The organism is Streptomyces luomodiensis, from assembly GCF_031679605.1.
Lineage (GTDB): Bacteria > Actinomycetota > Actinomycetes > Streptomycetales > Streptomycetaceae > Streptomyces > Streptomyces luomodiensis.
On the sequence record NZ_CP117522.1, the window covers coordinates 4,026,153 to 4,038,382 of the forward strand.

A 12,230-nucleotide genomic window follows, 5' to 3' on the forward strand; every position below is an offset into this window, starting at 1 on the left:
TGCAAGGCATGCAACGCATGTTTCGCCCAGCACAACATGGGCGAGGCTAGGGAACCTTGAGCACCCCCACAAGAGGTCTCAACCACTCCGTGACAAAGGGGCTTTGGGGCTAGCGGCGCGGCAACGCCTCGCCCGGGTAGGCGGGTTCGCCATACGGCACGGCCTCGACCCGCGCCCCCGCCTCGTCCAGCCGGTCGACCACCCGGTCCCAGTCCGGCCAGGTCTTCCGGATCCGCTCCAGGACGCGGTCGCTGGCCACCAGCACCACATCACAGCCCGGGTCCGCCGCCCACTCCAGGAGTCTGGGCAGGGTCGGCTGCGCGACCGACATCACACAGCTGCCGGCGGGCCGGTAGCCCCGCTCGGCGGCCAGCCGCCCGCACTGTTCCAGCTGGGCGTCCCAGTCCTTCTCGAACTGGCAGTAGGTGCTGGCGCCTTCCGCCTCGGGCTCGTCGACCTCACGTGCCCCGAACACCAGATAGGCGGCCCGCGCCGCCCCACTCTCCGTACGCCCGCTCATGGGCCGACCCTACTGGGGTCGCCCGGCGCGCGGCAGGGCGCGCACGCACCGCAGGCACCGCACGCCCGGCCCGCGACCCCGCTCGGGGGCCGCGGGCCGGGCGTACCGTCTCCGCGCGAGGCTATCCGGTGGGGGCCGGCCGGCTACTTCTTGCCGTCGCCGTCCTTGCCCTTGTCCCCGCCGGCGCCCATGCCCTCGAAGATCTCCTTGCACATGGGGCACACCGGGTACTTCTTCGGGTCACGGCCCGGGACCCAGACCTTGCCGCAGAGTGCTACCACCGGAGATCCGGAGAGGGCGCTCTCCATGATCTTGTCTTTCTGAACGTAATGGGCATAGCGCTCGTGGTCGCCGTCACCGTGCGACACCTGAGGTGTCGGTTCAACGAGGGTCCCCGTGCCTGCCCCGCGCTCGGGCTCAAGAGTGCTCATACAGCCCTAGGGTACTCATGCCTAGTTGAGAGAAGGGTCGTCCGGATACGTGGCGACCATGGCCAGCTCACTGCGCTGGCGGCGCAGCACCGCGCGCCACAGCCGCTCGGGGGCGGGCGAGGACACATCGCCCGGTTCGGACTCCACCACGTACCACGCGCCCTCGGCGAGCTCGTCCTCCAGCTGACCGGGCCCCCAGCCCGCGTAACCGGCGAAGATGCGCAGCGACCCCACGGCCGCGGCCAGCAGCTCCGGCGGCGCCTCCAGGTCGACCAGCCCGATCGCCCCGTGCACTCTGCGCCAACCGAGTGGCCCGTCCTCGCCGCGCGCCGCGGACCGGCCCGATTCGCCGGGCACCACGGCCACGCCCAGCGCGGAGTCCAGCGAGACCGGACCGCCCTGGAAGACCACCCCCGGCTCCCCGGCGAGCGCGGCCCAGGACTCCAGGATGTCGCCCACTCCCACCGGGGTCGGACGGTTCAGGACCACGCCGAGCGAGCCCTCCTCGTCGTGGTCGAGGAGGAGCACCACCGCGCGGTCGAAGTTCGGGTCAGCAAGCGCCGGTGTCGCGACAAGCAGCCGTCCTGTGAGCGAGGACACCTCGGTCATGGCCACATGATCCCCCATATCCGGGCCGGAGGGGGAGTGGAAGACGAGTCCCGTATGAGAGCAGGTCGGGGCGTACGACAGCAGATGCGGCGCACGTGACGGTGAGCTTTCCGACCGGAACGGAACGTGTTGTGACGTGTTCCGGATGACGCAAAGGGTGCAAGAGCCTTACGGAGGCGGTCTCCGGGGCCATTACTCTTGCCCTTTGGCCCTTGTGCCCTTTGGCCCTTGCCCGTCTCAGGAACGCGAGACCCGATGACCCGCTCGAACGATGTCCTGCTCGTCCATGGCGGCACCCCGCTCGAAGGCGAGATCCGTGTCCGTGGCGCGAAGAACCTCGTGCCGAAGGCCATGGTGGCCGCCCTGCTCGGCAGTGCGCCCAGCAGGCTGCGCAACGTCCCCGACATCCGCGATGTGCGGGTGGTGCGCGGGCTGCTCCAGCTGCACGGCGTGACGGTGCGCCCCGGTGACGAGTCCGGTGAGCTGGTGCTCGACCCCACACACGTGGAGAGCGCCAATGTCGCCGACATCGACGCGCACGCCGGTTCCTCGCGGATTCCGATCCTCTTCTGCGGTCCGCTGCTGCACCGCCTCGGCCACGCCTTCATCCCCGGCCTGGGCGGCTGCGACATCGGCGGCCGGCCGATCGACTTCCACTTCGACGTCCTGCGCCAGTTCGGCGCGACGATCGAGAAGCGCGCGGACGGCCAGTACCTGGAGGCCCCGCACCGGCTGCGCGGCACCAAGATCCGGCTGCCGTACCCGTCGGTCGGCTCCACCGAGCAGGTGCTGCTGACGGCGGTGCTCGCCGAGGGTGTGACGGAACTCTCCAACGCGGCCGTCGAGCCGGAGATCGAGGACCTCATCTGCGTGCTGCAGAAGATGGGCGCCATCATCTCCATGGACACCGACCGCACGATCCGGATCACCGGTGTCGACAAGCTCGGCGGCTACAACCACCGCGCCCTCCCGGACCGCCTGGAGGCCGCCTCCTGGGCCAGCGCGGCGCTGGCGACCGAGGGCAGCATCTTCGTCCGCGGCGCCCGGCAGCGCGAGATGATGACCTTCCTGAACACCTACCGCAAGGTCGGCGGCGCCTTCGACATCGGCGACGACGGCATACGGTTCTGGCACCCGGGCGGCAAGCTCGACGCGATCGCCCTGGAGACCGATGTCCACCCCGGCTTCCAGACCGACTGGCAGCAGCCCCTGGTGGTGGCCCTGACCCAGGCGTCGGGCCTGTCCATCGTCCACGAGACGGTCTACGAGTCGCGGCTGGGCTTCACCTCCGCGCTGAACCAGATGGGCGCGCACATCCAGCTCTACCGCGAATGCCTGGGCGGCTCCGCGTGCCGCTTCGGCCAGCGCAACTTCCTGCACTCCGCCGTCGTCTCCGGCCCCACCAAGCTCCAGGGCGCCGACCTGGTCATCCCCGACCTCCGCGGCGGCTTCTCCTACCTGATCGCGGCCCTGGCGGCCCAGGGCACCTCGCGGGTCCACGGCATCGACCTGATCAACCGCGGCTACGAGAACTTCATGGAGAAGCTGGTGGAACTGGGCGCGAAGGTGGAGCTGCCCACCGGCGCCGGCCCCGCCTGACCCCCCGGGACGAGCTGTTTCTCACACCGATGCCGTCTGAGGGCGCAACCGTCCCGTAGCGGCTCGTAGCCGCTCGTAGTGGCTCGTAGCGGCGGCTTGTGCGCCGTAAAAGGCCTCGTGGACGGGTCTCAGGGGCCGTAGGAGCGCCAAAAGGGGCGGCCACCCTCCCGGGTGGCCGCCCCTCTCGTTCGCGGGGCTTACTTGCCCTTGGCGGCTTCCTTGAGCTTGGAGCCCGCGGAGACCTTCACGCTGTAGCCGGCCGGGATCTCGATCGGCTCACCGGTCTGCGGGTTGCGCGCGGTGCGAGCGGCACGGTGGGTGCGCTCGAAGGTCAGGAAGCCGGGGATGGTGACCTTCTCGTCGCCCTTCGCGACGACCTCCCCGACCACCTCGGCGAGGGCGGCCAGAACGGCGTCGGCGTCCTTTCGGGTCACCTCGGCGCGCTCGGACAGAGCGGCCACCAGCTCACTGCGGTTCATGTTGTACTCCCGTGTTCATCTTGCCAATGAGGCGTGAGATCGAAGCCGATGCTGCCAGGGCCCTCGGACAGTCCCCGGACCCGGGTCTGCTGTTCAGACCCTCGCGCCCGGAACGCATCCTGCCCGCACCTGTGGCGGGAAAGCCAATCCGAGGCCCTGGAGAGTCACACGAAAAGCGCCGTGGCGGTCGTTTTCCTGTCCGCCACCCTATGGCCGCCTCCGGGACCCCCGAGCATGCGACGCGCCGTGCCCGGCCTAGACCGCAGTGGTCCCGGTCACAGGGCGTGCCGCCTCACGTACGGCCCCGGCGACCGCCCCTGCGACCTTGTCGTTGAAGACGCTCGGAATGATGTAGTTGGCGTTGAGCTCGTCGTCGTGGACGACGTCCGCGAGTGCACCGGCAGCCGCCAGCATCATCTCGGTGTTCACCGTACGCGACTGTGCGTCCAACAGACCACGGAAAACGCCCGGGAACACCAGCACGTTGTTGATCTGGTTCGGGAAGTCCGAGCGGCCGGTGGCGACCACCGCGGCGGTCTGCCGGGCGATCGCCGGGTCCACCTCGGGGTCCGGGTTGGCCAGCGCGAAGACGATCGCGCCGTCCGCCATGGCGGCCACGTCGTCGCCGGAGAGCACGTTCGGGGCCGAGACACCGATGAAGACGTCCGCGCCCCGCACGGCGTCGCGCAGGGTGCCCGTGACGCCCTCCGGGTTGGTGTTGTCGGCGATCCAGCGCAGCGGGGACTCCGGGTCGGCGGAGACCAGGTCCTCGCGGCCGGCGTGCACCACACCGTGGATGTCGGCGACCACCGCGTGGCGCACGCCCGCGGCGATCAGCAGCCGCAGGATGGCCGTGCCGGCGGCGCCCGCGCCGGACATGACGACCCTCACGTCCTCGATCTTCTTGTCGACCACCCGCAGCGCGTTGGTGAGGGCGGCGAGCACCACGATCGCGGTGCCGTGCTGGTCGTCGTGGAAGACCGGGATGTCCACGGCCTCGCGCAGCCGCGCCTCGATCTCGAAGCAGCGGGGCGCGGAGATGTCCTCCAGGTTGATCCCCGCGAAGCCGGGGGCGATCGCCTTCACGATCGCGACGATCTCATCGGTGTCCTGGGTGTCCAGGCAGAGCGGCCAGGCGTCGATGCCCGCGAACCGCTTGAACAGAGCCGCCTTGCCCTCCATGACCGGCAGGGCGGCCTTGGGGCCGATGTTGCCGAGGCCGAGGACCGCGGAACCGTCCGTGACGACGGCCACGCTGTTGCGCTTGATGGTGAGCCGGCGGGCGTCCTCGGGGTTGTCCGCGATGGCCTGGCAGACCCGGGCGACACCCGGCGTGTAGACCATGGACAGGTCGTCACGGTTGCGGATGGGGTGCTTCGCCGACATCTCGATCTTGCCGCCGAGGTGCATCAGGAACGTACGGTCCGACACCTTGCCGAGCGAGACGCCCTCGATGCCCCGCAGCTTCTCGACGATCTCCTGGGCGTGCGCGGTCGAGGTCGCGGCGATGGTGACGTCGATCCGGAGCTTCTCGTGGCCGGAAGCGGTCACGTCAAGGCCCGTCACCGAGCCACCGGAGGACTCCACGGCCGTGGTCAGCTGGCTGACCGCGGTACCGCTCGCGGGCACCTCCAGCCGGACCGTCATCGAATACGAGACGCTGGGCGCCGTTGCCATGGCCTGCTTCCCTGCTTTCCCTTGTTCATACTGTCCGGGCCACGCGATGCCCGGCCACATCCTCAGATGGTTACACCTACCTCTCGGTATGAGGTAACCCGGCCCGACTTTCGGACATATTGTTCTGACATAGCAGAGTGGGGTCACCCGAGTGGAAAGCCCCACTCCTTCGCGGGAACGCCTGGCGAGGCGGACCGTCCGCCGCATCCGCCGCCCTAGGCTCTGGCGCGCTACAGCGTCAGCTACAGCGTCAGAGGACAGCGAAACGAGGAGCGCGGGCATGGCTCAGGGCACCGTGAAGTGGTTCAACGCCGAGAAGGGCTACGGGTTCATCGCCCAGGAGGACGGCGGACCGGACGTCTTCGTCCACTACAGCTCGATCGACGGCAGCGGCTACCGAAGCCTGGTCGACGAGCAGCGGGTCGAATTCCAGATCGTGCAGGGCCGCAAGGGCCCGCAAGCGGAAGAGGTCCGCGTCCTCGGCGGCTGACACCGCCCGGCGCGGACCTCTCACGGAAGAAAAGTGGCACCGACCCGCCATGCTCGCCTCGCGGCAAGTGGTCGCTCGAAGCGACGAAGGTTGGGCCCGGGGGCTTGGATCGGGCCGGTGCCACATCAAGGCTAACAAACAGGTCCGGGGAAGCAATTCCCTCCCGGGGGGTTGATTTCGAGGCCCCTTTCCGGCCCCCCGCTCCCGCCCGGGACTCCCTCCGATACCCCGGCGCGGCCGCCGCCGGGAACTCGCTCCGACGGCCCGGTGCCTCCGCCGGGGACTCCCTCCGATGGCCCGTCGGCGGCCGGGGCTCCCTCCTGCGGTGGGCGGGGCGCCCTCCGGCCGTGGTCGGGGGCTGCGGCGAGCCGCCGGGCACTACGAAGTGTCCGGGCGCGGACACTCGCCCTTCCTGCGGTAGCCGAGTACCCGGGGCGCCCTCCGACGGCCCCGGCGGTGGCCGGGGCTCCCTCCGGCAGTGGGCGGGGCTGCGGCGAGCCGCCGGGCGCCATGACGTGTCCGGGCGCGGGCGCTCGGGCTTCCGGTCAGGGGCACACCTCGGAGCGGAGGCCGGAGGCTCCTGCCGGTGCAGTGGCCAGGGAACCCCGGTGGAGGCCAAGCGCGCCGCCGGGCGGTGGCCGGGGCTCGTCCCGGCGCGGTGGGCGGGGGCGTCAGTCCCGTAGGAGGTCGGGGATGCCGTGGGGGTCCGGGTCGTCGCGGTCGCCCGCTACTACCGTCAGCCGCTGGGTCGCCCGGGTGAGCGCCACGTACAGCACCCGCAGGCCCGCCGGGGACTCGTCGGCGATCTCGGCGGGCGAGACCACGACGGTCGCGTCGTACTCCAGGCCCTTCGCCTCCAGGCTGCCCAGCGCCACGACCCGGTCGCTGAGGCCCGTCAGCCACTGACGGGCCTGTTCGCGCCGGTTCATCGCGACGACGACGCCGACCGTGCCGTCCACCTCGTCCAGCAGCCGGAGCGCCTCCCGGCGTGCGGCCGCGCCGAGGTCGCCGTCCGCGCCCGGGGCGAAGCGCGGTGCCACGCCCGTGGAGCGGACCGCCTCGGGCGCGGGGGTGCCGGGCATCGCGAGGGCGAGGACCTTCGTGGCCAGCTCGGCGATCTCCGCCGGGTTGCGGTAGTTGACGGTGAGGGTGAAGCGGCGGCGGGGGCGGGTGCCGAGCGCCTCGTCCCGGGCCTGCGCCGCCTCGTCCGGGTCGGACCAGGAGCTCTGGGCCGGGTCGCCGACGACCGTCCAGGTGGCGTGGCGGCCGCGCCGTCCGATCATGCGCCACTGCATGGGCGTGAGGTCCTGCGCCTCGTCGACGATGACGTGGGCGTAGTCGGTGCGCTCCTGCTCGGCCCGGTCGGCGCGGGTGCGGCGGGGGCCGGCCCGGTCGGCGTACGTGGTCAGCTCCTCCAGGCCGGTCAGCTGGTCCAGCGGGTCCGCCTCACGGGGGGCGGCGGGGCGGGCGGGGGCGCCCAGCAGAGTGTTCAGCTCGTCCAGCAGCGCCACGTCGTGGACCGACAGCGGGCCCTGCCCGTCCGGGCCGAGGCGGGCCAGCGACCGGGCCACCTGACGGACCTCGCGGGGGTTGAGCACCCGCCGGGACCAGCGGCCCAGCCGCTTCTCATCGGCCATGGCGGCGAGGACGGAACGGGGCGTGAGCTCGGGCCACCAGGCGTCGAGGAACTCCTGGAAGGCGTCCTCGGAGGAGATGTCCTCGTCGAAGCCCTCCCGTGCCTCGGCGGCCAGTTCGGGGTCGGTGTAGCGCTTGGGGGCGCCGGAGCGGGTCCACAGCGCGTCCAGGAGCAGCCGGCGGGCGCGGGGGCGCAGCAGGTTGACGGGTGCGGTGCCGCCCAGCACGTTCTGGCGGATGCGGCGCAGCTCATCGGCCTCCAGCTCGATCCGGGCGCCGAAGGCGACCACGCGCAGCCGGTCGGGCGGGCCGCCTGGTCTGGTGCCGGAGCCCGCGCCGGGCCTGCCGTCGCTGCCGTCCTGGCCCGAGGGGGCCGCGGCGGCCGGGGTCGGGGGCGAGGGCGGGGGCGGGGGCAGGGTCGGGGCGTCGAGCGCCGCGTCCAGTGTCAGTTGGCCGTTGTCGGGCGTCGGCCGGCCGTCGTCCGGTGTCGGCCCGGCGGGCGCGGCGGCGGCTCCCCGTGGTAGTTCCAGCGCGCCGCGGGCGGCCTTGCGGAGCACCTTCACCATCCGGGACGAGCCCTTGACGCGGGCCACGGCCGGGGTGTCGTACGTAGTGGCCTCGGCGCCCTCCACCAGGGAGCCCACCGCGCGGATGGCGACCTGACCCTCCTCGCCCAGCGAGGGCAGGACGCCCTCGGTGTAGGCGACCAGCAGCGGGGTGGGGCTGACCACGAGGATGCCGCCCGCGTAACGCCGCCGGTCCTGGTAGAGGAGGTACGCCGCGCGGTGCAGCGCGACCGCCGTCTTCCCGGTGCCGGGGCCGCCCTCGACCTCGGTGATGGAGGCGGCGGGGGCCCGGATCACCTGGTCCTGCTCGGCCTGGATGGAGGCGACGATGTCCCGCATGGTGTGGCCGCGGGCATGGCCGAGCGCGGCCATCAGCGCGCCGTCGCCGACCACCGGCAGCGCCCCGCCGTCGAGGGTCGCGTTGAGCTCCGGGCGCAGCAGGTCGTCCTCGACGCCGAGCACCCGGCGGCCCTTGCTGCGGATCACCCGGCGGCGGACGACCCGGCCGGGGGCGACCGGGGTGGAGCGGTAGAAGGGCGCGGCGGCGGGCGCCCGCCAGTCGATGACCAGCGGGGCGTAGTCGGCGTCGAGGACGCCGATGCGGCCGATGTGCAGGGTTTCGGCGATCTCCGCGCGGTCGCCGTCCGGGCCGGTGCGGATGGCGTCGTCGGCGGGCTCGACGGAGGTGTAGGCGCCGTCGGGGCCGCGTTCGCCGTCCTTGCCCAGCAGCAGATCGATGCGGCCGAAGAGGAAGTCCTCGAACTCGCTGTTCAGCCGGTTGAGGTGGACTCCGGCCCGGAAGACCTGGGCGTCCCGTTCGGCGAGCGCGCCGGGCGTGCCGACCTGACCGCGCTTGGCAGCGTCGTCCATGAGGAACTCCGCCTCGTGGATCTTCTCCTCGAGGCGGTCGTACACCCGGTCCAGATGCGCCTGCTCGATCCGGATCTCGCGGTCCCGGATCCCGTCCCCGCCATTGCCTTGCGGTGCCGTCCGGTTGTCATGCGTGGCGTTCTGCGCGGCCACCCAGGCCCCCTTCTGTGTTCTTAGGGCAGCCGTCAACCGTACACCTCCGTGGCGGGGCGGACTCAGAGCCTGACCTCGGCCAGCCGCCGGCCGTCCAGGGTGCGGACCTCGAAACGCGCGATCTCGTCGGTGTTCATGGCGGCGCCGCCCTGGGCGTAGAGGGGCTCCTTGCTCCAGCGGGAGCCGTCACCGTCCTTGACGCCGTAGCCGGAGGAGGGCACGGCCCAGGTGGTGACGGTCTCCTCGTGGCCGTCCTTGCCGATGGCGACCAGGTCGCAGCTCCGCGGCCCCTTGAGGTTGCCCAGCTTGAGAGCGACGGAGGTGCCCCAGCCCTTCTGCTGGAGCGAGACGGACGCGTCCACCTTGGTGACGGGGTCCACCGCGCTGTACTTGCGGCCCTGGTCGTACACCTGCTGGGAGGTGGAGACCGCGGCCTGGTCCTTGCCGCCGTCGTCGTCGGAGCTGGCGGTGAGCGCGGCGCCCGCGAGCGGGCCGCCGACGATGAGGACGGCGGCCGCGGCGACGAGGTAGAGACGCCGTCTGCCGGATGCCTTGCGGTCGGCCGCGACGTCGTCCAGGAGCCGGTCGAGCAGCTCGGGACCGGGGCGGGCGGTGAGCACGGCGGGGTCGGGGAGCGCGGTGGCGGGGGTGGGGGTGGCGGCGGTGGCTGTGGTTGGGGTTGTGGTTGCGGTTGTGGCGTCGGCGGCGTACTCGGCCAGCAGTGGCGGGATGCCCATCAGCTCGTCGAGCTCGGCGGCGCACCGCTCGCACCCGATGAGGTGGTCCTCGAAGCGCGCCGCGTCGGCGGGGTCCAGCACGCCGAGCGCGTAGGCGCCGACCGCGGTGTGCTGCTGGTCGTCCGCTGCCGGCATCATGCCGAAACCCCCCGTTCCTCGAGCGAGAGCTTCAGGGAGCGCAGCGCGTAGAAGACCCGGGACCGTACCGTCCCGGGGGGAACGCCCAGCACTTCGGCCGCCTCACTCACCGTCCGTCCCTTGAAGTATGTCTCCACGAGCGCCGCTCTATGTGCGTCGGTGAGGTCATTCAACGCGTCCGAAATGGTCATCTGGCGCAACGCGCGGTCGATGTCGTCCGCGGCGGCCATCACTTGGAGCGGTGCCGCGTCCACTTCGTGGGGACGTGCGCGGCGTTGCCGGTGTCCGTCGATGACGATGCGGCGGGCCACGGTCACCAGCCAGGGGCGTATCGACCCTCCGGAGCGCCGCAGTTGGTCGGCGTTGCGCCAGGCGCGGAGCAGGGTCTCCTGGACCACGTCCTCGGCGCGGTGCCGGTCGCCCGCGACCAGGCGCAGGACGAAGGCGAGAAGCGGGGCCGCGTGCTCCGCGTAGAGCGCGCGCATGAGCGCGTCGTCCGGTGTCGTCCTCTCGGTCACGAGGGCATCTTTGCGTACGCAAGCCATCGGGTCGAGGGGCGTACGGACCGGAAACGCCCGGCGTTCAATGGCCGTCCTGTGACGTACATCTCCTTCGCGGGCTGAACGGATGTGGGGGTGCGGTGCGTACTGGAGCGCGAGAAGGCCGACGCCGGGCGGGTGTTGGCCACCAGGAAGGGCTCCCCCCTCAATCCGCCCCGCAGGCCCCGGTCCCCCCAGCCGGGGCCTGCGTCATGGTTGAGGGTTGTTCAGGTTTGCTGGTGCTTGGATTTACTCATTCGCTCGGCGGGGGTTGAGTTCGCGCGGGGGGTTGGGTTCGCTCGGCGGGGGTTGGGTTCGCTCGGTGGGGGTTGGGTTCGCTCGGTGGGGGTGGGGTTCGCTCGGCGGCGGTGGCGGGCCACTCGTTCGCGGTTTCCGCACACCTCGCTGGAGCACCAGCGCCGCCGGCGGCCGCGCGAGGTGTCGAGGTAGACCAGCGAGCAGGTCTCCCCCTCGCACCGCCGCAACTGCCCGCGCGCCACCGGGTCGGTGAGCAGCTGCACCGCGTCCCGGGCGATCTGGGAGAGCAGCGCACCGCAGTCGGGTTTCCCGGCGAGGGTGCGGACGAGGGTGCCGTCGGGGGTCCGTACGGCCCGCGGGGCGGGCGGGGCGGTGGAGGCCAGCGCGTTCATCCGCTCCAGGTCGGCGCCTGCGGCATGGCCCTCGACCTCGGTGTGGACGATGCGGTGCAGCAGATCGCGGGCGGCCCGGAAGCGGATGAGCCAGCGGTGGTCGACGACCTCGAGCGGGGTGCCGCCGGGCACCAGGCCGGACCCCAGCAGCCAGGCCCTGAGTGCGTCTACGCCGCCGAGCCGCTCGACGGGCGCCTCGCTGAGCCGGCCGCCGACCGTGGCCACCAGGTCCAGGCAGATCCGCCCCGAGTCGAACCGCAGGTCGTAGGCCGACGCCGCCATGTTCCCGTCACCCCTTGTGAGGCCCGATCCGGTCACCCTTCAGAGTGCCCGCCCCGCCTGCCGCCCGGAACCCCCTCGGGGGCGGGGTTGCCCTGGGAGCGCGGTCGGTTGTGTGGGTGGGTGCGGGTGCGGGGCCTCCGGGGCGGGGTCCTGGACCGTATATTTACGGCGCCGACGACAGTTGAACGTGGAGTGGGCCGGAGATTGGCGCCACAAATACACGTAAGCGTCCAGGACCCCGCCCCTCCGACCCCGCCCCCTCCCGCCGTCTCGCGGCCACCCGCCGGTGACCCCGGACGCCGTCCGGCCCTGGGTACGCCCGGCGGCACGGTGCGGCCCCGTTCCCTCTTGCCTCGCCGGCAGCCGCGCCCGGTGGCACCTGACGCCTACCCGGCCCCGGGTACGCCCGGCGGCACGGGTGCTAGACCGGGGGGTGGGTGCGCCCCCGCACCCTCCCGCCCCGTCGGCGACTCCCCGCCAGTGGCCCCAGACGCCGTCCGGCCCCGGGTACGCCCGGCGGCACGTGTGCCGGGCCGGGGGTGGGTGCGCCCCCGCCCCTCCCGCCTCCTCGGCGACTCCCCGCCGGTGACCCCGGACACCTGCCCGGCCCCGGGTACGCCCGGCAGCACAGGCACCAGGCCGGGAGTGGGTGCGCCCCCGCCCCTCCCGCCCCGTCGGCGACTCCCCGCCGGTGACCCCGGACACCTACCCGGCCCCGGGTACGCCCGGCGGCACGGGTGCGGCCCCGTTCCCTCTTGCCTCGCCGGCAGCCGCGCCCGGTGGCACCTGACGCCTACCCGGCCCCGGGTACGCCCGGCGGCACGAGCGCCGGGCCGGGGGTGGGTGCGCCCCCGC

11 protein-coding genes are annotated in these 12,230 nt (G+C 72.5%); 2 read left to right on the plus strand and 9 right to left on the minus strand.

The window, feature by feature from the left end:
• Window positions 1-109: 109 nt before the first annotated feature.
• The 3 genes from PS467_RS16920 to PS467_RS16930 all read right to left on the minus strand — a co-directional run bounded on the left by PS467_RS16920 (window position 110) and on the right by PS467_RS16930 (window position 1,560).
• A complete protein-coding gene (locus PS467_RS16920; protein WP_311035995.1) occupies window positions 110-520 on the minus strand; it encodes a recombinase family protein in 411 nt (136 codons plus the stop codon).
• Between the two features lie 143 nt (window positions 521-663).
• A complete protein-coding gene (locus PS467_RS16925) occupies window positions 664-951 on the minus strand; it encodes a DUF3039 domain-containing protein (RefSeq protein ID WP_075200572.1) in 288 nt (95 codons plus the stop codon).
• A 21-nt stretch (window positions 952-972) separates the two neighbouring features.
• On the minus strand, window positions 973-1,560 hold the full coding sequence (locus PS467_RS16930) for a YqgE/AlgH family protein (protein WP_268972379.1): 588 nt from the start codon (window positions 1,558-1,560) through the stop codon (window positions 973-975).
• A gap of 255 nt (window positions 1,561-1,815) precedes the next feature.
• On the opposite strand from PS467_RS16930, the gene murA reads away from it, so the two are divergent.
• Window positions 1,816-3,159, plus strand: coding sequence for a UDP-N-acetylglucosamine 1-carboxyvinyltransferase (gene murA, locus PS467_RS16935; RefSeq protein WP_311035996.1), 1,344 nt, complete (start codon window positions 1,816-1,818; stop codon window positions 3,157-3,159).
• A 197-nt stretch (window positions 3,160-3,356) separates the two neighbouring features.
• Here the strand turns inward: murA and PS467_RS16940 are convergent, their stop codons facing one another.
• The gene (locus tag PS467_RS16940; protein WP_030835861.1) at window positions 3,357-3,638 is read right to left on the minus strand and encodes an HU family DNA-binding protein; all 282 of its coding nucleotides are present in this window, start codon (window positions 3,636-3,638) and stop codon (window positions 3,357-3,359) included.
• A gap of 255 nt (window positions 3,639-3,893) precedes the next feature.
• Window positions 3,894-5,315 (minus strand): NAD-dependent malic enzyme, encoded by a 1,422-nt coding sequence (locus PS467_RS16945; RefSeq protein ID WP_311035997.1) that lies wholly within the window; start codon window positions 5,313-5,315, stop codon window positions 3,894-3,896.
• A 280-nt stretch (window positions 5,316-5,595) separates the two neighbouring features.
• On the opposite strand from PS467_RS16945, the gene PS467_RS16950 reads away from it, so the two are divergent.
• A complete protein-coding gene (locus PS467_RS16950) occupies window positions 5,596-5,805 on the plus strand; it encodes a cold-shock protein (RefSeq protein ID WP_020870916.1) in 210 nt (69 codons plus the stop codon).
• Window positions 5,806-6,476: 671 nt separating this feature from the next.
• Here PS467_RS16950 and PS467_RS16955 read toward each other — a convergent pair.
• From PS467_RS16955 to PS467_RS16970, 4 genes are all read right to left on the minus strand, one after another.
• On the minus strand, window positions 6,477-9,029 hold the full coding sequence (locus PS467_RS16955; RefSeq protein ID WP_311035998.1) for a HelD family protein: 2,553 nt from the start codon (window positions 9,027-9,029) through the stop codon (window positions 6,477-6,479).
• Between the two features lie 62 nt (window positions 9,030-9,091).
• Window positions 9,092-9,904, minus strand: a complete 813-nt coding sequence (locus PS467_RS16960) for an anti-sigma factor family protein (RefSeq protein ID WP_311035999.1) — start codon at window positions 9,902-9,904, stop codon at window positions 9,092-9,094.
• Window positions 9,901-10,449 (minus strand): sigma-70 family RNA polymerase sigma factor, encoded by a 549-nt coding sequence (locus tag PS467_RS16965; protein ID WP_311036000.1) that lies wholly within the window; start codon window positions 10,447-10,449, stop codon window positions 9,901-9,903. The genes PS467_RS16960 and PS467_RS16965 overlap by 4 nt, the downstream gene beginning before the upstream one ends.
• A gap of 221 nt (window positions 10,450-10,670) precedes the next feature.
• Entirely contained in the window at window positions 10,671-11,375 is a 705-nt protein-coding gene (locus PS467_RS16970; protein WP_311036001.1) for a CGNR zinc finger domain-containing protein, read from the minus strand.
• Window positions 11,376-12,230: the final 855 nt, after the last annotated feature.